The organism is Streptomyces sp. Je 1-79 (assembly GCF_025195125.1).
Lineage (GTDB): Bacteria > Actinomycetota > Actinomycetes > Streptomycetales > Streptomycetaceae > Streptomyces.
Genome location: NZ_JAMGSL010000013.1, coordinates 114608 through 135820, shown reverse-complemented (window position 1 = coordinate 135820; position 21213 = coordinate 114608). Strand labels below are relative to the sequence as shown.

Annotated in this window: 20 protein-coding genes and 1 tRNA gene; 15 read left to right on the top strand and 6 right to left on the bottom strand. The window is 71.7% G+C overall.

What is annotated here, in order from left to right:
* Nucleotides 1-52: 52 nt before the first annotated feature.
* Entirely contained in the window at nt 53-1717 is a 1665-nt protein-coding gene (gene hutU, locus M5362_RS25805) for a urocanate hydratase (protein WP_260230135.1), read from the bottom strand.
* A 101-nt stretch (nt 1718-1818) separates the two neighbouring features.
* On the opposite strand from hutU, the gene M5362_RS25800 reads away from it, so the two are divergent.
* The 7 genes from M5362_RS25800 (at nt 1819) to M5362_RS25770 (ending at nt 7550) form a co-directional block, all read left to right on the top strand.
* Nucleotides 1819-3141, top strand: a complete 1323-nt coding sequence (locus M5362_RS25800; RefSeq protein ID WP_260230134.1) for a diaminopimelate decarboxylase — start codon at nt 1819-1821, stop codon at nt 3139-3141.
* 113 nt (nt 3142-3254) lie between these two features.
* Complete coding sequence (locus tag M5362_RS25795; RefSeq protein ID WP_260230133.1) at nt 3255-3719, top strand: SRPBCC family protein; 465 nt, start codon at nt 3255-3257, stop codon at nt 3717-3719.
* A gap of 104 nt (nt 3720-3823) precedes the next feature.
* A complete protein-coding gene (locus M5362_RS25790) occupies nt 3824-5200 on the top strand; it encodes an APC family permease (protein WP_260230132.1) in 1377 nt (458 codons plus the stop codon).
* 149 nt (nt 5201-5349) lie between these two features.
* Nucleotides 5350-5943: a hypothetical protein gene (locus M5362_RS33350; RefSeq protein WP_261366451.1), complete on the top strand. Its 594-nt coding sequence runs from the start codon at nt 5350-5352 to the stop codon at nt 5941-5943.
* Nucleotides 5940-6698 (top strand): transcriptional regulator, encoded by a 759-nt coding sequence (locus tag M5362_RS25780; RefSeq protein WP_374214526.1) that lies wholly within the window; start codon nt 5940-5942, stop codon nt 6696-6698. The genes M5362_RS33350 and M5362_RS25780 overlap by 4 nt, the downstream gene beginning before the upstream one ends.
* On the top strand, nt 6698-7144 hold the full coding sequence (locus M5362_RS25775) for a roadblock/LC7 domain-containing protein (RefSeq protein WP_260230130.1): 447 nt from the start codon (nt 6698-6700) through the stop codon (nt 7142-7144). Before M5362_RS25780 ends, M5362_RS25775 begins: the two co-directional genes overlap by 1 nt.
* A 34-nt stretch (nt 7145-7178) precedes the next feature.
* Nucleotides 7179-7550 (top strand): hypothetical protein, encoded by a 372-nt coding sequence (locus M5362_RS25770; RefSeq protein ID WP_260230129.1) that lies wholly within the window; start codon nt 7179-7181, stop codon nt 7548-7550.
* Nucleotides 7551-7568: 18 nt separating this feature from the next.
* Here the strand turns inward: M5362_RS25770 and M5362_RS25765 are convergent, their stop codons facing one another.
* Complete coding sequence (locus tag M5362_RS25765) at nt 7569-8408, bottom strand: MurR/RpiR family transcriptional regulator (RefSeq protein ID WP_260230128.1); 840 nt, start codon at nt 8406-8408, stop codon at nt 7569-7571.
* A 120-nt stretch (nt 8409-8528) separates the two neighbouring features.
* On the opposite strand from M5362_RS25765, the gene M5362_RS25760 reads away from it, so the two are divergent.
* Entirely contained in the window at nt 8529-8954 is a 426-nt protein-coding gene (locus M5362_RS25760) for a hypothetical protein (RefSeq protein ID WP_260230127.1), read from the top strand.
* Nucleotides 8955-9351: 397 nt separating this feature from the next.
* Here M5362_RS25760 and M5362_RS25755 read toward each other — a convergent pair whose 3' ends face one another.
* Nucleotides 9352-10752 (bottom strand): cystathionine beta-synthase, encoded by a 1401-nt coding sequence (locus tag M5362_RS25755; RefSeq protein WP_260230126.1) that lies wholly within the window; start codon nt 10750-10752, stop codon nt 9352-9354.
* 119 nt (nt 10753-10871) lie between these two features.
* Here M5362_RS25755 and M5362_RS25750 point away from each other — a divergent pair, with 119 nt between their 5' ends.
* From M5362_RS25750 to M5362_RS25740, 3 genes are all read left to right on the top strand, one after another.
* On the top strand, nt 10872-11882 hold the full coding sequence (locus tag M5362_RS25750) for an SGNH/GDSL hydrolase family protein (RefSeq protein WP_260230213.1): 1011 nt from the start codon (nt 10872-10874) through the stop codon (nt 11880-11882).
* Between the two features lie 257 nt (nt 11883-12139).
* Nucleotides 12140-13360 (top strand): acetyl-CoA C-acetyltransferase, encoded by a 1221-nt coding sequence (locus M5362_RS25745; protein WP_260230125.1) that lies wholly within the window; start codon nt 12140-12142, stop codon nt 13358-13360.
* Nucleotides 13361-13894: 534 nt separating this feature from the next.
* Nucleotides 13895-14740: a hypothetical protein gene (locus M5362_RS25740; protein ID WP_260230124.1), complete on the top strand. Its 846-nt coding sequence runs from the start codon at nt 13895-13897 to the stop codon at nt 14738-14740.
* A 68-nt stretch (nt 14741-14808) separates the two neighbouring features.
* Here the strand turns inward: M5362_RS25740 and M5362_RS25735 are convergent, their stop codons facing one another.
* Complete coding sequence (locus M5362_RS25735) at nt 14809-15150, bottom strand: hypothetical protein (protein WP_260230123.1); 342 nt, start codon at nt 15148-15150, stop codon at nt 14809-14811.
* Between the two features lie 100 nt (nt 15151-15250).
* On the opposite strand from M5362_RS25735, the gene M5362_RS25730 reads away from it, so the two are divergent.
* Both M5362_RS25730 and M5362_RS25725 read left to right on the top strand, forming a co-directional pair.
* The gene (locus M5362_RS25730) at nt 15251-15481 is read left to right on the top strand and encodes a DUF4287 domain-containing protein (RefSeq protein WP_260230122.1); all 231 of its coding nucleotides are present in this window, start codon (nt 15251-15253) and stop codon (nt 15479-15481) included.
* 93 nt (nt 15482-15574) lie between these two features.
* A complete protein-coding gene (locus M5362_RS25725) occupies nt 15575-16144 on the top strand; it encodes a TetR/AcrR family transcriptional regulator (RefSeq protein ID WP_260230121.1) in 570 nt (189 codons plus the stop codon).
* A gap of 146 nt (nt 16145-16290) precedes the next feature.
* Here M5362_RS25725 and M5362_RS25720 read toward each other — a convergent pair whose 3' ends face one another.
* Both M5362_RS25720 and M5362_RS25715 read right to left on the bottom strand, forming a co-directional pair.
* The gene (locus M5362_RS25720; protein WP_260230120.1) at nt 16291-17175 is read right to left on the bottom strand and encodes a Bax inhibitor-1/YccA family protein; all 885 of its coding nucleotides are present in this window, start codon (nt 17173-17175) and stop codon (nt 16291-16293) included.
* A gap of 132 nt (nt 17176-17307) precedes the next feature.
* Nucleotides 17308-17389: transfer RNA gene (locus tag M5362_RS25715), tRNA-Leu, on the bottom strand.
* Between the two features lie 391 nt (nt 17390-17780).
* On the opposite strand from M5362_RS25715, the gene M5362_RS25710 reads away from it, so the two are divergent.
* Together M5362_RS25710 and M5362_RS25705 are read left to right on the top strand one after the other, a co-directional pair.
* Nucleotides 17781-18551, top strand: coding sequence for an ABC transporter ATP-binding protein (locus M5362_RS25710; RefSeq protein ID WP_260230119.1), 771 nt, complete (start codon nt 17781-17783; stop codon nt 18549-18551).
* An 81-nt stretch (nt 18552-18632) separates the two neighbouring features.
* Nucleotides 18633-21170: an ABC transporter permease gene (locus M5362_RS25705; protein ID WP_260230118.1), complete on the top strand. Its 2538-nt coding sequence runs from the start codon at nt 18633-18635 to the stop codon at nt 21168-21170.
* Nucleotides 21171-21213 lie beyond the last annotated feature (43 nt).

The following is a 21213-nucleotide window of genomic DNA, read 5'->3' as shown; positions in this document are numbered from 1 at the left end:
TCGCTGCGGCCGATGGGCCGCAGCGACCGCCACATGGCGTGGAAGGTGTCGCTCACGCGGAGCCGTCCTCGCGCATCGGGACGCGTACGCCCTTGTCGTCCGCGACGCTCTCGGCGATGTCGTAGCCCGCGTCGACGTGGCGGATGACGCCCATGCCGGGGTCGTTGGTCAGGACGCGGCGGATCTTCTCGCCGGCCAGCGGCGTGCCGTCGGCGACGGTGACCTGGCCCGCGTGGATGGAGCGGCCCATGCCGACGCCGCCGCCGTGGTGGAGGGAGACCCAGGAGGCGCCGGAGGCGACGTTGACCATGGCGTTGAGGAGCGGCCAGTCGGCGATGGCGTCGGAGCCGTCGAGCATGGCCTCGGTCTCGCGGTACGGGGAGGCGACCGAGCCGCAGTCGAGGTGGTCGCGGCCGATGGCGAGCGGGGCGGCGAGCTCGCCGGAGGCGACCATGTCGTTGAAGCGCTCGCCGGCCTTGTCCCGCTCGCCGTAGCCGAGCCAGCAGATGCGCGCCGGGAGCCCCTGGAAGTGGACGCGCTCGCCGGCCATCTTGATCCAGCGGTGGAGGGACTCGTTCTCGGGGAAGAGCTCCAGCATCGCCTTGTCGGTCTTGTGGATGTCCGAGGCCTCGCCGGAGAGGGCCGCCCAGCGGAAGGGGCCCTTGCCCTCGCAGAAGAGCGGACGGATGTAGGCCGGTACGAAGCCGGGGAAGGCGAACGCCCGGTCGTAGCCGGCCAGCTGGGCCTCGCCGCGGATGGAGTTGCCGTAGTCGAAGACCTCGGCGCCGGCGTCCATGAAGCCGACCATGGCCTCGACGTGCTTCGCCATGGACTCGCGGGCGCGGGTGGTGAAGCCCGCCGGGTCCTTGGCGGCGGCGCTCGCCATGTCGTCGAAGTCGACGCCCACCGGCAGGTAGGAGAGCGGGTCGTGGGCCGAGGTCTGGTCGGTCACGATGTCGATCGGGGCGCCCTCGGCGAGCATCTGGGGCAGCAGTTCGGCCGCGTTGCCGAGGAGGCCGATGGAGAGCGGGCCGCGGGCGTCGCGCGCCTCGGTCGCCAGCGCAAGGGCGTGGGCGAGGTTGTCGGCCTTCACGTCCAGGTAGCGGTGCTCGATGCGGCGCTCGATGGCGCGCGGGTCGACGTCGATGCAGATCGCGACGCCGTCGTTCATCGTCACGGCGAGCGGTTGGGCGCCGCCCATGCCGCCGAGGCCGGCGGTGAGGGTGATCGTCCCGGCCAGCGTCCCGTTGAACTTCTTGGCGGCGACGGCGGCGAACGTCTCGTAGGTGCCCTGGAGGATGCCCTGGGTGCCGATGTAGATCCAGGAGCCGGCGGTCATCTGGCCGTACATGGTGAGGCCGAGCTGCTCCAGGCGCCGGAACTCCTCCCAGTTCGCCCAGTCGCCGACCAGGTTGGAGTTGGCGATGAGCACGCGGGGGGCCCACTCGTGCGTCTGCATGACGCCCACCGGGCGGCCGGACTGGACGAGCATCGTCTCGTCCTGCTTGAGGGTCCGCAGCGTACGCACCATGGCGTCGAAGGAGCGCCAGTCGCGCGCGGCCTTCCCGGTCCCGCCGTAGACGACGAGCTTGTCGGGGTGCTCGGCGACCTCGGGGTCGAGATTGTTCTGCAGCATCCGGAGGGCGGCCTCCTGCTGCCATCCCAGGGTGCTCAGTTCCGTACCGCGCGGGGCCCGTACGGGGCGGGGTCCTGACATGGGTGCCTCCTCCGATGTGACGTAACTATTCACATCCTGGCCTGATGAATAGTTGTAGTCAACAGCTGCGGCGCCACCCGTCGCGGTGGTCCCATGGATCCATGGCATCCCACCGTCGCGATCAGGCCGTCCGCGCCGCCGTCGAGCAGGGCCTCCTCTCCCCCGACGACCCCTCCGGACAGATCGTCGCGCTCCTCGACACCGCCGGCGTGCGCGCCTCGGCCGCCGCCCTCGTCTCCGCCTTCGCGGCGGTCACCGACGCCCCCGTCCTGCACGCCTTCGCCGTGAAGGCCTGCCCGCTCGTGCCCGTCCTGCGCCTGCTGGACGCGTGCGGGCTCGGCGTCGAGGTCGCGAGCCCGGGCGAGCTGGCCCTGGCCCGCGCGGCCGGCGTCGCCCCGTCCCGTACCGTGCTCGACTCGCCCGCCAAGACGCCCGCCGAGCTGCGCCAGGCCCTCGCGCTCGGGATCGCGGTCAACGCCGACAACCTCCAGGAACTGGCCAGGCTCGACGCCCTCATCGCCTCCGCGCCGACCGCCTCACCCTTGGGGATCCGGGTGAACCCGCAGGTCGGAGCCGGCTCGATCGGAGCCCTGTCGACCGCGACCGCCACCTCCAAGTTCGGGGTGGCGCTCCGGGACGAGGGCGCGCGGGAGGCCGTCGTCCAGGCATACCTCGACCGGCCCTGGCTCACCCGGCTGCACACCCACACCGGCTCCCAGGGCGTCCCGCTCTCCCTCATGGCCGAGGGCGTCGCCGCCGCCTACGACCTCGCCGAGGAGATCAACGCCAAGGCCGGGCGGCAGCAGATCGACACCCTCGACATCGGCGGCGGCCTGCCGGTGAACTTCGCCTCCGACGAGGACACGCCGACCTTCGCCGACTACGCGGCGCTGCTCGCCGAGACCGCCCCGGGCCTCCTCGACGGGCGGTACGGGCTCGTCACCGAGTTCGGCCGCTCGCTGCTCGCCAGGCACGGCACGATCCTCGCCCGCGTCGAGTACACCAAGACCTCCGGCGCCCGCCCCATCGCGGTCACCCACGCGGGGGTCCAGGTCGCCACCCGTACCGTCTACGGTCCGGCGTCCTGGCCACTGCGCGTCCTCGCGTACGACTCCGAGGGCCGGCCCCGCGAGGGGGAGGAGACCGTCCAGGACGTGGCCGGCCCCGCCTGCTTCGCCGGGGACCTGCTCGCCACCGCGCGCTCGCTGCCCCTGCTGCGGCCGGGTGACATCGTGGCGGTGCCGGACACCGGCGCGTACTACTTCGCCCACCACTACGCGTACAACAGCCTCCCCCGGCCGGCCGTCCACGGCTTCACCGTCGCGGACGACGCCGTCTCCTTCTCGGCCGTACGGACGGCGCAGAGCCTGGACGAGATCGTCGCCGAGGCGGGCGGCGGCGAGGCGGACGCACTCCTCGGCTGACAACGGGGGCGTCCCTGGGCCGACAGCGGCCGCACTCCGGGACCGACTGCGGCCGCACTCCTCCTGGGCTGACAACGCAGGCGATTGTCCGAGCCCGGTGCTTCCATGGAGCCATGGCCATGAAGAGCATCGTCGTCGAACGCCGGATCCAGGCGCCCCCCGGACCGGTCTGGGAGGCGATCACGGACCTGGAGGGCATGGAGCGGATCCTCAGCGGCGTGGACAGGATCGAGGTGCTCACCGAGGGAGCCTTCGGCGTCGGCACGCGCTGGCGCGAGACCCGGACGATGTTCGGCAAGCAGGCCACGGAGGAGATGACCGTGACCGAGGCCGAGGCGCCGGACCGCTATGTGACGGTGGCCGACTCGCACGGCATGCACTACGTCTCAGAGATCGCGCTGCGCCCGGAGGGTGACGGGGCGACCGTGGTGCGGATGACGTTCCAGGGAGGCCCTGCCGAGGGGAACCGCCTGGGGTTTCTCGCCAAGCTGCTGAGCGGCCTCGGCGCCAGGGCGGCGAGCCGGGCGCTGGCGAAGGACCTGGACGACGTCGCGGCCTCGCTGGAGCGGCGCCACTGACCCTTGCCCGTACGTTTGTTCGCTCGTACGAGTGACGGTATGGCGGGCATCACATGACGGGCCCCCGGGCAGGCAATCTTGTGACGCCGCACGGGAGGACCTCCATGACCACCGCACCACGATCCGAACAGCCCGCGCCCGAAGAGCCCTCACCGGCAGGGCAGCCCGCGCTGAAACGCGCGATCGGGCCCAAGCTGCTGATCCTCTTCGTGATCGGCGACATCCTGGGCACCGGGATCTACGCGACGACCGGAAAGGTCGCGGGCAAGGTCGGCGGCGCGCTCTGGCTGCCCTTCGCGATCGGCTTCGTCGTCGCGCTGCTGACCGCCGCCTCGTACGTGGAGCTGGTCGGCAAGTACCCGAAGGCGGCGGGCGCCGCGCTGTACACGCAGAAGGCGTTCAAGGTCCCCTTCTTCACCTTCATCGTCGCGTTCATGGTGATGTGCTCGGGGCTCTCCTCGGCGAGCGCCGCGGCCCGCGCCTTCAGCGGGGACTACTTCCAGGAGTTCACGGAGGCGATCCCGGCGACGCTCATCGCGGTCCTCTTCGTCCTCGCCCTGGCCTGCCTGGCGCTGCGCGGAGTGTCGGAGTCCGTGAAGACGAACGTCGTCCTCACGCTCGTCGAGCTCACCGGCCTGCTGATCATCCTCGGCATCGGTGCCTGGGCCGTCCTGGGCGGCGAGGGCGAGCCGTCGCGGCTCGGCGAGTTCGAGGCCTCGGGCAGCGGGTTCGCGCTGATGACGAGCGTGCTGGGGGCCACCGCGCTGGGCTTCTTCGCCTTCGTCGGCTTCGAGGACTCCGTCAACATGGCGGAGGAGACACAGGATCCCGCCCGCACCTTCCCGCGGGCCATCTTCACCGGCGTCGCCGTCACCGGCACCGTCTACGTCCTGGTCGCCCTGGTCTCCTCGCTCCTGGTCGATCACGAGGCCCTGGAGAAGTCCAGCGGGCCTCTCCTGGAGGTCGTGAAGGCCGGCGGGGTCGACTTCCCGCCGAAACTCTTCGCGCTGATCGCCCTGTTCGCGGTCACGAACTCCGCGCTCATCAACATCATGATGGCCTCCCGGCTCTGCTACGGACTCGCCAACGAGCGGGTCCTGCCGCGTGTGATGGGCAAGGTGCTGAAGAACCGCCGCACGCCCCTCACCGGCATCGTCTTCGCGACCGCCCTCACCATCGGCCTGGTCGTCACGGGCGAGATCGAGGGCCTCGGCGACACCACGGCCTTCCTCCTGCTGTGCGTCTTCGCCGTGGTCAACATCGCCGTCCTGGTGCTGCGCAAGGACCGGGTGGAGCACGCCCACTTCCGTACGCCGACCGTGCTCCCGGTCCTCGGGGCGATCACCGCCCTGATCCTGGCGAGCCCGCTGGCGGACCGCTCGGCGGACGTGTACATCCGGGCCGGCGTGCTGCTCGCCATCGGGATCGGGCTGTGGGGGGTCAACAAGATCGCCCTGCGGGCAGCGCGCGGAGAGGACTGACCGCCTTCGGCGCGCCTCGGGGGCGAATTCAAGCAACCCCAGGGCATGTTCCGATGGAAAATGCCAGAACTCCTACCCTCCGCCGGAACGTTGAGTAACGTCACGGTCACTGCCGTACGCCCGCACGCCGCATCGGGAGGGGAACCCGCGTGCCCGGAATCGACGAGTGCCTGCTGGAGGCCATGAGCCTGCCGGGCGCACGCGGGGCCTGGCTGGTCGACTGGACCAGCGGGCTCGCCCTCGGCGCGGCGGGCGACTCGCCGGTCGGGGACCACGAGACGACGGCCGCCGAGGCGGCCGAACTGGCGCGCGCGGCAGCGGAGTACGACTCCTTCGCGGGCGCGAGACCGACCCCGGCCGCAGCGGCGGGGACGGGCGGCGGCGCGGCGGGCGCGAGACCCGTCGGCACGGCGCAGGGCCCCGGCGCCTCGGGGGGCCCGGCGCAGGCCCCCAGCACCTCGGCGGGCGCGGCGCGGGCCCCCGGCACCACCGGGGGCGCGAGCCCGCGCGTCGACGTCAGCCCGCGCGTCGACGTTCCGTTATCCGAAGGCGAGTTGGCTAAGGGCCCGCCGGTCGAGGACCTGATCGTCACCACGCGCAGCGGCTACCACGTCCTGCGTTTCGTCGAGACCGCCTTCGACAGCAGCGTCTTCCTCCACCTGTGGCTGGACCGGGACACCGGCAACCTCGCCCTCGCCCGCCTCAGACTGCGCGACCTCGCCGAGAGGCTGGTGCTCGGATGACCGTCTCGCCCATGCTCGTCCGACTGGCCGCCGAGCGCGCGACCGGGGCTCTGCTCCGCGACCACGGCACGCTCTATCTCGTGGACGGCCGCGTCGTGCACGCCGAGAGCCCCGCCGCTCCCGGGCTCGACGTCCTGCTGACCACCGGCGGACGGCTCCCCCGCGAGGGCTGGGACGAGGCCGTCGACCGGGCCGGGGCCCGGCGCGAGGTCGGCAGGTTCCTGGTGGAGAGCGGCCGGCTGGGCGACGGCGAGCTGGAGATCTGCCACCTCGGGGCCGTCTTCGACGCGGCGTTCTTCGCCCTCGGCCCGGCCACCGGCCCGACCCGCTTCCGCTACGGGGTCGCCCACTGGTTCGGCCCCGTGCGGCCGGTCTCGACGGAGGCCGTCGAGCGCGAGACGGTACGGCGCCGTGAACTGCTCGACAGCGTCTGGCCGTACGGCTCCGTGGACACGGCCCCGGTCGTGCCGCGCGCCCCCGCCCCGGGGCAGACGGTGACCCTGCGGCAGCGGGCGCTGCTCGCCGCCGCGGACGGGGTCCGCACGCCGGCGGAGATCGCACGGCTGCTGGGCCGCCCCGCCTTCCACACGCTTCTCGACGTCCGCCGACTGGCCGCCGCCGGCCTCGTGGAGACCCCGCCCGACCCCGTGGCGGCCGTCCCGCCCACCGTCCCGGCCTGGGTCGGCGAGGTGGCGGCCGACCCGGACATCGCCCTGCTGCGCCGGCTCCGCGACGCCCTGGAGGCAAGTCTGTGATGAGGCGTGCCCTGCGCCTGCGCGCCGAGAGGAGATTACTGATGTCGGCAGAAGCCGAGGTGCTCGGCGAGCTGAGACGGCTGCGAGCGCGACTGCCCCAGCTGACCGGGGCGCTCGCGGCGAGCGCCGACGGCCTGGTCCTCGCCCATGACACGGTCGACACCGAGGCGGAGGGGGTGGCCGCGCTGACCGCGGCGGCCCTCGGTGTCGCCCAGCGGATGACCGAGTCCACCGGACAGGGCGGCTTCCGCGAGCTGCTCGTCCGGGGCGAGGCCGGCTATGTCGCCACGTACGCGGCCGGCGGCTCCGCGGTGCTCACGCTGCTCGCCGAGCCCCGGATCAACGTGGGCCGGCTCCATCTGGAGGCCCGGCGGTCCAGCGCCCGGATCGGCGAGCTGGTCGACGGGGCCCTGGACCGCAAAGACCTGAACAGAAACCACTCGTAGCTCCACCCGAAACCGAAAAGGAAGTGCGACACCCATGGCGAACACCGAGACCGCCCTCAAGGAAGCCGCGTCCATCGAAGGCGCCATCGGCGCCGCGCTGGTCGACTACACCAGCGGCATGGCCCTCGGCACGATCGGCGGCGGCAAGGAACTCGACCTCACCGTGGCGGCGGCGGGCAACACGGACGTGGTCCGCGCCAAGGTCAGGACGATGGAGATGCTCGGCCTCCAGGAGGACATCGAGGACATCCTGATCACCCTCGGCACCCAGTACCACCTGATCCGGCTGCTGAAGGGACGGGGAACGAACGGCCTGTTCCTGTACCTGGCGCTGAGCAAGGACCGCGCGAACCTGGCGATGGCGCGTCACCAGCTGAAGAAGATCGAGAGCGACCTGGAGATCTGAGCCCCGCCCCCGTACGCGCTACTCCACGAACAGCCCGCGTGCCGCCGCCTTGGTGTCGAACTCCTCCAGGCGCGCCTGGGCGTCGGGCAGTTCGTCGGCCATCGCCTCCAGGAGGACCCGGCCGAGCAGCATCGGCGCGCAGGCCGTGTCGAAGGCCAGTCCGGTGCCGACGGCGGCCGGGATCAGCAGGTCGCTGTGGGCCGCGACGGGGGCGAACGCCGACTCGGCGACCGTCACCACGGTCAGCCCGGCGCCCTGGGCGTACTCCAGGACCTCCACGACCTCGCGGGGGTGGCGGGGCAGCGCGAAGCAGAGCAGCGCCGTGGCCCCGGCCCGTACCGCCGCGTCGATACGGTCGGTGAGCATCGAGCCGCCCTCGTCGAGGAGGCGGACGTCGGGGTGCACCTTGGCGGCGAAGTACGCGAAGCCGCGCGCCTGCGAGGAGGCGGCCCGCAGCCCGAGGACGGGCAGCGGCCGCGAGGCGGCGAGGAGCCGCCCGGCGCGTTCGACGGGCGCGGGGTCGGCGAGCAGCTCGGCGAGGTGGCGGAGGTTCTCGATCTCGGCGAGGACGGCCTGCTGGTACTCGTTGTGCTCGCCGGGCTTGCCCGCGCTCTCGCCGGCGGGGGCGACCTCGCGGAGGTGGCGGCGCAGGGCCGGGTAGCCGTCGAAGCCCAGGGCGACGGCGAAGCGGGTGACGGACGGCTGGCTGACGCCGGCGAGGTCGGCCAGCTCCACGCTGGACAGGAACGCCACGTCGCCGGCCCGGCGCACCATGCAGTGCGCGATCCGCCGCTGTGTCGGTGTCAGCCGGTGCCCCTCGAAGAGCGCCTGCAGCCGTCCGGCCGGGCTGTCGCTCACGCCGTCCCCCTTCCGCCTATTCATTCACCTCGAACTCTGCATGAAGATATGCAGGAGGGCAAGAAAAAGCGGGGGGCAGCCCTACCGACACCGGGCCCGGCGCTCTCTACGGTGACGAGTATGGACACTCGCGACCCCGCCCGCACCGACGAGCTCAAGAAGGAGCTGGACGCCACTCTGCACGCCCGGCGAGAGCTGGGCTCGGAGTACGAGTCCGCGCTCATCGAGTCCTTCCTCGGCAAGGTGGAACAGAGCCTGGAGACGACGATCGACCGCCAGGTGCGGCGCCGCACGGCCGAACAGCAGGTAGCGGCCGCCCGCGGCGGCCGCCCGCCGGGTTCGGGGGCGGAGGGTTTCGGCGAGCGCTACGGCTTCGGGATCATCTCGCTGGTCCTGGCGATCCCGCTCTCGGCGATCGCCGTCACCCAGGCGAACCTGGAGGGCCTGATCGTGGCCTGGCTCGGCATCGCAGCGGTGAACTTCGTCCACGCCTTCCGCGGCCGCCTCCCGCTCCGCGCGGGGCGCGACGACACGGACGACTTCTAGCCCGAGCCCCGTAGACCCCGGCGAGGTGAGCCGGAGGGCGCGCGGCTTTCGAAAGGGAGAACGCGCGCAGGCCGCGAGGAACGAGCGGGCGAGCACGGTCGACCGTCGACAGCCGCATGAGCGCCCGGAGGGGAACCGAGCAAAGAAGAGGGTGTGTGGCGCGGGGACCGCCGCACCCCCATTGCTGGGGGGCGGGACGACGGCGGTCCCCGCGGGGGACACGGGCCCGGGTCAGGGCCGGTCTCCGCGTCCGCGGCGTCGTGAGGAGGTCCGGGAGCCGCTCCGTAGTCCGTGACGCCGACAACGACCAATGTGCCGGACGCGTGTTAAGCGGGTGCTGCGCGTACGTGTCGCGCTCGTACCGATTGCGCGAACGCCCGCCCGCCCACGCTTCGGACTACTTCGCGACGGCCTTCGTCCCGCCGTTCGCCAGGAACGCCAGCAGGTCCTGACGGCTCACGACACCCGTCGGCTTGCCCTCGACCAGCACGATCGCCGCGTCCGCCGACTCGCCGAGCACGGACATCAGGTCGGCGACCGGCTCACCGGAGCCGACCTGCGGCAGCGGCGCGCTCATGTGGCGCTCCAGCGGGTCCTCCAGGGAGGCCCGCTTGGTGAACAGCGCGTCGAGGAGTTCGCGCTCGACGACCGAGCCGACGACCTCCGCCGCCATGACGTCCGGGTGACCGGCGCCCGGCTTCACGATCGGCATCTGGGAGACGCCGTACTCGCGCAGCACCTCGATGGCCTGGCCGACCGTCTCCTCCGGGTGCATGTGGACGAGGGACGGCAGGACGCCCTCTTTGTGCCGCAGCACGTCGGCGACGGTGGCGGAGGAGGTGTCCTCCAGGAAGCCGTAGTCGGCCATCCACTCGTCGTTGAAGATCTTGGAGAGGTAGCCGCGGCCGGAGTCCGGCAGCAGCACGACCACGACGTCGTCGGGGCCCAGCTCCCGGGCGACCTCGAGGGCTCCGACGACCGCCATGCCGCAGGAGCCGCCCACCAGGAGGCCCTCCTCCTTCGCGAGACGGCGGGTCATCTGGAAGGAGTCCTTGTCGGACACGGCCACGATGCGGTCGGTGACCGTCGCGTCGTAGGCGGTGGGCCAGAAGTCCTCGCCGACGCCCTCGACGAGGTACGGCCGGCCGGAGCCGCCGGAGTAGACGGAGCCCTCGGGGTCGGCGCCGACGACCTGCACCGAGCCGCCGCTGACCTCCTTCAGGTACCTGCCCGTGCCGGAGATGGTGCCGCCGGTGCCGACGCCGGCGACGAAGTGGGTGATCTTCCCGTCCGTCTGCTCCCACAGCTCGGGACCGGTGGTCTCGTAGTGGGAGCGCGGGTTGTTCGGGTTGGAGTACTGGTCGGGCTTCCAGGCGCCCGGCGTCTCACGGACGAGCCGGTCGGAGACGTTGTAGTACGAGTCGGGGTGCTCGGGGTCGACGGCGGTCGGGCAGACCACGACCTCGGCGCCGTACGCCCGCAGGACGTTGATCTTGTCCGTGGACACCTTGTCCGGGCAGACGAAGATGCACTTGTAGCCCTTCTGCTGGGCCACGATCGCCAGGCCGACGCCGGTGTTGCCGGACGTGGGCTCGACGATGGTGCCGCCGGGCTTGAGCGCCCCGCTCTCCTCGGCCGCCTCGATCATGCGCAGGGCGATGCGGTCCTTGACCGAGCCGCCGGGGTTGAAGTACTCGACCTTGGCCAGGACGGTCGCCTGGATACCCGCCGTGACGTTGTTGAGCTTCACCAGCGGGGTGTTGCCGACGAGGCTGATCATCGAGTCGTGGAATTGCACCGTAATCTCCGGGGTCTCCGTAATGGTGCGTCCAGCGTATGCGTAGTCGGAGCGGGTTACGGGGCAGTTACTTCCTGAACGGCTTGAAGGAGGTGACTGCCCCCATGTCGAGGGCGAGGGTGGCACGGCGGATCGCGGCGGGCGCGGCGTACGGCGGCGGGAGCATCGGGCTGCTCGGTGTGGCGGCGGTGGGCGTGATGCTGGCCGAGGTGCAGCTGGCGAAGCGGAACGTGGGGGGCGGGGTGGCACCGCTGCCGCCGGGGGCGGAAGGGCTGTACGGGCGCTCGTTCGCGGCCTCCGATCCCGGCTCGGCCCCCCTTCGGCTGGCCCTTCTGGGTGATTCGACGGCCGCGGGGCAGGGGGTGCGCCGGGCGGGACAGACCCCGGGGGCGCTGCTGGCCTCGGGGCTCGCGGCGGTGGCCGAGCGGCCGGTGGTGCTGCGGAACGTGGCGCTGCCGGGGGCGCGCTCGGACGATCTGGAACGCCAGGTGTCGCTTCTGCTGTCGTCTCCGGCGGGGCCGCCGGACGTATGCGTGATCATGATCGGCGCGAACGACGTCACGCACCGGATGCCGGCCACGGAGTCGGTGCGGCTGCTCGCGGCGGCGGTGCGCCGGCTGCGGACGACGGGGGCGGAGGTCGTCGTGGGGACCTGCCCTGACCTGGGAACGATCGAGCCGGTCTACCAGCCGCTGCGGTGGCTGGCGCGGCGGGTGTCGCGGCAGCTGGCGGCGGCGCAGACGATCGTGGTGGTGGAGCAGGGCGGCCGGACGGTGTCGCTGGGCGATCTGCTCGGCCCGGAGTTCGCGGCGAACCCCCGGGAGATGTTCGGGGCGGACAACTACCACCCGTCGGCGGAGGGGTACGCGACGGCGGCGATGGCGGTGCTGCCGACGGTGTGCGCGGTGCTCGGCGTGTGGCCGGAGACGGACCGGCTGGAACCGGACCGCCACGAGGACATGCTGCCGGTGGCCAAGGCGGCGGCCGAGGCCGCCAAGGAGGCCGGTACGGAGGTCACGGGGGCCCGGGCGCCCTGGGCTCTGCTCAAGCACCGCCGCCGCAGGCGCCTCGCGGAGCCCCCGGGCGCCACGGAGCCCGCCCCGTCCCCGGAGGAGGTCCACCGACCGTGAGAGGGCCGCGCGGGGGCGCGGGGGCACTCAGAGGGCGCGGGGCACCCTCGGGGCGCACGGGGCGACCAGAAGGCCACGCCGCCCCGCCGGGCGTCCGTACGGGCGCCGACCACGCCGCGCGGTCGGCGGCGACGGCTGCCGACTGAGCGCTCGCTTAGAAAAGAGGCCCGCGTCACACCGCCCAAGCGGTGACCCATGGCGTACGTACAGGTAACTTCCCGTTCTGTCCGCCCTCTCCGCATCCTCCTGGAGCCGTGATGCCCGAAGCCGTCATCGTCTCGACCGCCCGCTCCCCCATCGGCCGGGCCTTCAAGGGCTCCCTGAAGGACCTGCGGCCGGACGACCTCACCGCCACGATCATCCAGGCCGCGCTGGCCAAGGTGCCCGAGCTGGACCCGCGCGACATCGACGACCTGATGCTGGGCTGCGGCCTCCCCGGCGGCGAGCAGGGGAACAACCTGGGCCGCATCGTCGCCGTCCAGATGGGGATGGACCACCTCCCCGGCTGCACGATCACCCGCTACTGCTCCTCGTCCCTCCAGACCTCCCGCATGGCGCTGCACGCCATCAAGGCCGGCGAGGGCGACGTCTTCGTCTCGGCCGGTGTCGAGATGGTCTCCAGCTTCGTGAGGGGCAACTCGGACTCCCTGCCCGACACGCACAACCCCCTCTTCGCCGACGCCGAGGCCCGCACCGCCGCCGTCGCCGCGTCCGAGGGCTCCACCTGGCACGACCCGCGCGAGGACGGCCTCGTCCCCGACGCGTACATCGCCATGGGCCAGACCGCCGAGAACCTGGCGCGCCTCAAGGGCATCAGCCGCCAGGAGATGGACGAGTTCGGCGTACGGTCCCAGAACCTCGCCGAGGAAGCCATCAAGAACGGCTTCTGGGAGCGCGAGATCACCCCCGTCACGACCCCGGACGGCACGGTCGTCAGCAAGGACGACGGCCCGCGCGCCGGCGTCACGCTGGAGGGCGTGCAGGGCCTGAAGCCCGTCTTCCGCCCCGACGGCCTGGTCACCGCCGCCAACTGCTGCCCGCTCAACGACGGCGCCGCCGCGCTCGTGATCATGTCCGACACCAAGGCGCGCGAGCTCGGCCTGACCCCGCTCGCGCGCATCGTCTCCACCGGCGTCTCGGGTCTCTCGCCGGAGATCATGGGCCTCGGCCCGGTCGAGGCCTCCAAGCAGGCCCTCAAGCGCGCCGGCCTGACGGTCGGCGACATCGACCTCGCCGAGATCAACGAGGCCTTCGCCGCCCAGGTCATCCCGTCCTACCAGGACCTGGGTCTGGACCTGGACAAGGTGAACGTCAACGGCGGCGCCATCGCCGTCGGCCACCCCTTCGGCATGACGGGCGCCCGTATCACCGGCACGCTCATCAACAGCCTCCAGTTCCACGACAAGCAGTTCGGCCTGGAGACCATGTGCGTCGGCGGCGGCCAGGGCATGGCCATGGTCATCGAGCGGCTGAGCTGAGCCGGAGCGGAGGGTAGGGGTCGCCTGAGGAACGAAGGCGGCACCTGCCCGCAGCGCAGGCGAAGCGAAGCGTGAGCGAAGAAGCGAGCGGCTGAGCTGAGCCGGAGCGGAGGGTAGGGGTCGCCTGAGGAACGAAGGCGGCACCTGCCCGCAGCGCAGGCGAAGCGAAGCGTGAGCAAAGAAGCGAGCGGCTGAGCTGAGCGCTGGTGAAGCGAAGCGTGAGCGAAGAAGCGAGCGGCTGAGCTGAGCCTGAGTTGAACCTGTCACGAGGGCCCGCGGCGGCGGTCCCATGGCCTTCTGGGGCGGAATCCAACCGTCCCGCGTCCCAGCCGTGACCGAATCTCCCCCAGGATGTGACCTACGTCCCGGGGGAGAGTCGTTCCCCCAGGTCACAGTAGTTCCGGGGCTAAACACCGGGCCCAAATACCTGTCCATTTCGTGACGTAATGCACTGACAGGGGGCGCACTCCCAGGACAAGCTGATGTAGGAAGTCGGGGGATCGACTCGGAATCGGGAGTACGTCAGTGAGCGCCATGTCTCTTGCCCTGCTGGTGACCACGGCCGCCGCCACGGCCGTGGGCGCCGCCGCCCTGCACGCTGCCCGCGGTCTCCGTAAGCAGGTCGTCGCTCTGCGTGGCGAACTCGCCGCCGCGCACGGGGTGTCCGTCCCGCACGCGCGTCAGACGCCCGCCACGGAGATACGCGCGGCCGTCGCCGAGGCGCTGGCCGAGGAGCGCGAGCGCGAGCTCGCCGAGGCGCGCGCCTTCTGGGCGGCGCAGGAGGCCAGGGACGCGGCCGACGCACCCTCGCTGCTGGGCGGCCTGGGCGGCCCCGCCGAGGACGGCGGCCCGTTCTACGTGCCGCGCCAGGCCGACTTCGCGGGCCTGGAGGCGATGGCCCTGGAGGCGATGGAGGCCGAGGCCGCCGCGCTCGACGGCCCCGGCGTCGACAGCGTCCTGGAGGAGTTCCCGGAGCTGACCGAGTACGCGGAGGACTCCCCGGAGCTCGCCGCGGCCCGCCGACGCCACCCCTCGCACCCGGACTTCGTGCCGGTCCAGACGCCCGTCGTCACCGACCACGAGCGCACCGTGGCCCGCCTGGAGGAGCTCGCCGACACGGGCACCGCGCTGACCGACGTACGCCCCGGCCCGCTCGGCACGCTCGACGTCTACGTCTTCGCCGACGGCACCACGCTCTGCATGACCCCCGGCCACCGGGAGACCGCGGAGCGCCTCGCGGAGGCTCTGCGCGCCGGCCGTACGCCGGTCCTGCTGGGCGGCTCCGGCGTCTCGGGCGCGTATGCCCTGACGTTCTCCTTCGGGGAGGCGGACGACGAGAACGTCTACATCCTCGCCGACCGCGTGATCGCCAGCCTCTGACCCCGCCCGGCGGCCGCCACGGCCGCCATCGGGCCGCTGGCCGGGGCCGGGAGCTACAGCACCGGAAGCTACAGCCCCGAACGCCCCGCGGCCTCCCGCACCAGCCTCACGGCCTCGCCGAGTTCCCCTTCCCGGGAGCCGGCCGGGGCCGTTCTCAACGCCTCCGCCAGATCCGTTCCGGCGACCAGGAGTTGGTCGGCGACGGCGAACACCCCGGCGTCCGGCATGACCCGCCCGGCTCCCGAGGTGGCCTCCTCCGGCTCCTCGATCCGCTGCGTCCACAGCGCCAACTCCCTGGCCAGCGCGAGGCCTTCGGCCGCGGCGCCACGCTGGAGGCGGCTCTGCGGGGCTGCCCGCAGACGGTCGGCGAACCGTTCGACGGCGGCGGTCAGTTCACTCGTATCAAGCACTCCGCGACCCTACGCGCCCTCCAGGGCCTGTTGCCAACGGGCCGACGCTCAGGCACGGTGTCGGGAAGGAGCACACGGCAACACGCGTCCGGAGGCGCCGATGTCCCACGCATTCTCCGAAGAGACCCATCGCAACCTGCTCGCCCGCATCCCCCATTGCACCGGTCGTGAGATCTCCGACTGGCTCCGCACCGTCGAGGAAGGCCCCTCCCTCGTCCGCTTCGAGGAGAAGGTCAGCTGGCTCCGGGGCGCGCACGATCTGGCGTACGGCCACGCCAAGGCGATCATCCACGAGTACGACCTCCGGCGGGCGGCCCGTCGACTGCTCTGACGCCCTGGGGCGGGGCCTGCCCGCGCGCGGGTCCCCGCCGATGCTCCTAGGGTGGGAGAACGATGGTTCTCTCGCCCTGGGAGTGATCGGCCGATGGACACCGACACCGACACCGCCGAGCTGCGGCTGCTGAAGGCCGCGGAGGAGCTGTTCGACGAACGGGGGGTGCAGGCGGTCGGCATGGACGCCATCCGCACCGCGTCCGGCGTCTCGCTCAAACGCCTGTACCAGCTCTTCCCGTCCAAGGACCATCTGGTGTGGGCCGTCCTCAACCGCCGTGACGGCGCGGTACGGGAGGCCATCGCCGCCTACGGGGCCGTCCACGCCACCACGCCGTACGAGCGCGTCCTGGCGGTCTTCGACTACCTCGGCGAGTGGTTCGCCGACCCGGGCTTCCGCGGCTGCGCCTTCATCAACACCTTCGGCGAGATGGGCGGCATCTCGCCGGACGTCGCCGACATCGCCCGCGGCCACAAGCAGGCCCTGCGGGGGTACTTCGCCGAGCAGACCGCCGCCCTCGGGGCCCCCGGGGAGCTGGCGGACCAGCTGGCGCTGCTCGCCAACGGCGCCATGGTCGTCGCGGGCATCGACGGCTCCCCCGAGCCGGCAGCCCGGGCGAGGGACGCGGCGAAGACCCTCCTGGACACCGCGCTCCAGGGCTGAGAGCGCCGGAAGAGGCACCTGGGCGACGCGGAAGGGGCCGCCGGGAGAGGCACCTGGGCGCGAAGGGCCCGCGGGCCCCGTCCGAGACGCCGAAGGGCCCGCCCGGCGGGAGCCGGGCGGGCCCTTCGTCACACAGGGGGCGTGCGTCAGTCGTCGCCCTGCAGGATCGACAGCAGACGCAGCATCTCCAGGTAGATCCACACCAGGGTCAGGGTGAGGCCGAAGGCCGCCAGCCAGGACTCCTCGCGCGGGGCGCCGTAGTTCACGCCGTCCTCGACCTGCTTGAAGTCCAGGGCGAGGAAGCAGGCACCGAGGATGATGCCGATGACACCGAAGAGGATGCCGAGGCCGCCGCTGCGGAAGCCCAGGCCGTCACCGGCGCCGTCGAAGAGCGAGAAGATCGCGTTGACCGCCATCAGCAGGATGAAGCCGATCGCGGCCGCCATCACGAAGCCGTAGAAGCGGCGCGTGACACGGATCCAGCGCATCTTGTACGCGATCAGCACACCGGCGAAGACCGCCATCGTGCCGAGCACGGCCTGCGCGACGACACCGGGCGAGATGTACGTCGAGACGGCGGCCGAGATGACGCCGAGGAAGACACCCTCGAACGCCGCGTACGCCAGGATCAGGGCCGGCGAGGGCTTGCGCTTGAAGGACTGCACCATCGCCAGGACGAAGGCCACCAGGGCGGCGCCCACGGCGATGCCGTAGGACTTGCCGATGTTCGCCTCGTCGACCGGCAGCAGGAACCACGCCAGGGCGGCGGTGACCACGACCGTGCCGAGCGTCATGGCCGTACGGCTCACGACGTCGTCGATCGTCATCACATTGCCGCGGGCCTGCTGCGGGGCGCCGAGCTGGGTGTCCTGCGCGTACGGGTTGGTCGCGTAGGGGTTCGTCGCGCCTTCGGCGTAGGGGTTGGTTCCGACGGCGGGGCCCCCGGCCTGCGGCTGCTGCGCGTTGAAGCCGGCGTAGCCGTTGTCGCGGCTGAACCCCCGTCGCGAGAAGACCGGGTTGCTGCTCCTCATCTCACTCCTCCATGGCCGCACTGCGCGGCCTTGCGTCAAGAGTAATGCGGAAGCAAAAGAAACTCCCTAGTGCTCGGGGAGGATCTTTCCGAGATCGTTAGGGAGCGCGCCACGGTCGATGGCGGGGAGCTGTGCCCGGAACCGGACTCGAACCGGTACGGCCCGAAGGCCAGCGAGGTTTAAGCTCGCCGTGTCTGCATTCCACCATCCGGGCGTGGAGCGCGGCTCCGCGTTGGCACATGAGCCTATCGGGACGCTTCCCCCGTTCAGCGGAACGGTGGCCCGATGTTGTCTTATTTTATTGACGTCTGAGTGTGCGTCAGTGCAGGTGGGGCCCGGTCTGACGGAGTGTGACCGGGCTCGCGGCCGCAAAGATCCGCTCACCGGAATGACGGAAAGTCGCCGCCTCGACACCCCCGGACACGGCAATCCCCCGGGGGGTACCCCCGTCTCAGGGATCCCGTCATACCTCAGGAGGAGAGCCGGACCCCCCGGTCCGACTCCAGTCGCCCCCGGGAACGGGCATGTGGGCGGACGACCCGGCCCTCAACGCTCGACACGATGGAGTGGTTCCCGAAACACCCCGCAGTGACAGGAGTCCCCTCGTGACGACCACCCCCACCGTGTCCCGCGCCACCGCGGTGGCAGCCCGCGCCACGGATCTCTCGAAGGTCTACGGACAGGGCGAGACCCAGGTGGTCGCCCTCGACCGGGTCAGCGTGGACTTCCGCCAGGGCGAGTTCACCGCGATCATGGGCCCCTCCGGCTCCGGCAAGTCGACCCTGATGCACTGCGTCGCGGGCCTGGACTCCTTCAGCTCCGGCTCGGTCCGCCTCGGCGAGACCGAGCTCGGCACGCTCAAGGACAAGCAGCTGACCCAGCTGCGTCGGGACAAGATCGGCTTCATCTTCCAGGCCTTCAACCTGCTGCCGACGCTGACGGCGCTGGAGAACATCACGCTGCCGATGGACATCGCGGGCCGCAAGCCCGACAAGCAGTGGGTCGAGAGGGTCATCGACATGATCGGCCTGTCCGGCCGGCTGCACCACCGCCCGACCCAGCTCTCCGGCGGCCAGCAGCAGCGCGTCGCCGTGGCCCGCGCGCTGGCCTCCCGCCCCGAGATCATCTTCGGTGACGAGCCGACCGGAAACCTGGACTCGCGCTCGGGCGCCGAGGTGCTGGGCTTCCTGCGCAACTCGGTACGCGAGCTGGGCCAGACGGTCGTCATGGTCACCCACGACCCGGTCGCCGCGTCCTACGCGGACCGGGTGATCTTCCTCGCGGACGGCCGGATCGTCGACGAGATGATCAGCCCGACGGCGGACGGCGTCCTCGACCGGATGAAGGCCTTCGACGCCAAGGGCCGCACGAGCTGAGGCACCCCGGGGCTCCGCCCCGGTCCGCGGCCCTTCGACGTTCCGCCCCCGGCATGGGGGCTCCCACTCCAGGACACACACATGTTCCGTACCGCCTTGCGCAACGTGCTCGCGCACAAGGCCCGGCTGCTGATGACCGTGCTCGCCGTCATGCTCGGCGTGGCCTTCGTCTCCGGCACCCTGGTCTTCACCGACACCCTCTCCCAGGCCTTCCGCAACCAGTCGGCCAAGAGCTACGACGACGTCGCCGTCGCCGTCAGCATGTACCCGAGCCCCGAGGAGGCCGCGAAGACGCCCGGCCTCTCCCAGGCCGTGCTCGACCGCGTCGGCAGGCTCGACGGCGTCGCCTCCGTCACCGGCCGGGCCGACGGCTTCGCCGGTGTGCCCGACAAGGACGGCAAGCTGATCGGCGTCGGCTGGTCCAACAAGGGCACCAACTTCGCCCCCGGCGCCGACGGCAAGGACCGGGCGTACGACTTCACCCAGGGCGCCGGACCGCTCCAGGCCGGGCAGATCGCGCTCGACAAGGAGACCGCGGCCAAGGGCGGCTACAAGGTCGGCGACACGGTCCGCGTCGCCACCAACGGCCCGGTGAAGGAGTACACCCTCTCGGGCGTCTTCACCACCGACGAGGGCGCGGTCAGCGCCGGCGGCAGCCTGGTCCTCTTCGAGAACGCCGTCGCGCAGAAGCAGTACGTGAAGCCGGGCTTCTACCGGGACGCCACCGTCGTCGCCGCCCCCGGCACCGACGCCGACAAGCTGCTCGACGAGGTCCTGAAGGTCGTCCCGAAGGCCGCCACGGCCCAGACCGGCCAGGCGCTCGCCGACCAGCAGGCCAAGGACATCGAGTCCGGGCTCGGCGCGCTGAAGCAGGTGCTGCTCGGCTTCGCCGGCATCGCCCTCTTCGTCGGCGTCTTCCTCATCGCCAACACCTTCACCATGTTGGTCGCCCAGCGCACCAGGGAGCTCGCGCTGATGCGCGCCGTCGGCGCCTCGCGCAGGCAGATCACCCGCTCCGTCCTCGCCGAGGCCGGTATCGTCGGCCTGGTCGCCTCGGCGGTCGGCTACGGCCTGGGCATCGCGCTCGCCGTCGGACTGCGCTCCGGGATGAACGCCTTCGACCTGAAGGTGCCGGGCGGCCCGCTGGTCCTCACCGCCACCCCGCTCGTCGCCGCGCTCGCCGTCGGCGTCCTGATCACCATGTTCGCCGCCTGGCTGCCCGGCCGCCGCGCCGCGAAGATCCCGCCGGTCGCCGCCATGAGCAGCGTCCACGCGGCGGCGACCACCAAGTCGCTCGTGGTCCGCAACTCCATCGGCGCCGCGATCACCGCGCTCGGCGCGGTCCTGATCGTGCTCGGCGCCGGCAAGGGCGGCGAGGACGGCCGGATGTTCATCGCGGGCGGCGCCTTCACCACCCTCATCGGTGTGATCGTGCTGATCCCGCTGCTCTCCCGCCCGGTGATCGCCCTGATCCGTCCGCTGTTCGTGGGCGTCTTCGGGGTCTCCGGCAAGCTCGCCGGTCTCAACGCGGTCCGCAACCCGCGCCGTACCGGCGCCACCGCCTCCGCGCTCGCCATCGGTCTGACCCTGGTCACCGGCCTCACCGTGCTCGGTACGACGGTCGGCACGGCCCTGGACAAGATGACGACGGACCAGATCCGGGCCGACTACATGATCACCATGGCCGACGGCGCGGGTGACGGCTTGGACCCGACGGCCCTCGCGGCGCTCGAGAAGACCCCGGGCGCCACCGCCGTCTCACCGCAGCTGGCCGGCTGGTTCACGCTGAAGGGCAAGGACGTCTCGGCCTCCGGTGTCACCCCCGGCGACATCGAGAAGCTCATCAAGCTCGACACCGTGAAGGGCTCGCTCGGCTCGCTGGGCGAGGGCCGGATCGCGATCGCCGAGAAGACCGCGACCAAGCAGGGCTGGAAGGTCGGCGACACGCTGCCGGTCGAGTACGGCGACAAGAAGAAGGGGAAGCTGACGGTCGGCGCGATCTTCGAGGACAGCGAGTTCGTCTCGCCGGTCGTCGTCGACGCGAAGATCATCACCGCCCACGAGCAGCAGTCCTACATCCCGCAGGTCTTCGTCTCGATGGACGGCGGCGCCTCGGCGGCCAACGAGAAGGCCCTCGCGAAGGCGATGGGCGAGAACCCGGCCATCACCGTCATGGACCAGAAGGACATCCGTGACCTGTTCGGCGGGCAGATCAACCTGCTCCTGAACATCATGTACGGCCTGCTGGCGATGGCCCTGATCATCGCGATCCTGGGCGTCGTGAACACCCTGGCCATGTCCGTCTTCGAGCGTCAGCAGGAGATCGGCATGCTGCGCGCGATCGGTCTGGACCGGCGCCGCGTGAAGCGGATGGTCCGTCTGGAGGCCGTGGTCATCTCGCTCTTCGGCGCGGTGGTCGGCATCGGCCTCGGCGCGTTCCTCGGCTGGGCGATCGGCGAGACGTTCAAGAGCAGCCTGCCGGGCTACGTCCTGGTCCTGCCCTGGGACCGGATCGGGATCTTCCTGGTCCTGGCCGGACTGGTCGGCGTGCTCGCGTCCCTGTGGCCGGCCCGCAGCGCGGCCAGGCTGAACATGCTGACGGCCATCAAGACCGAGTAGCAGGACCCCGAAGCGAAGGGCCGGACTCCCCGACGGGAGCCCG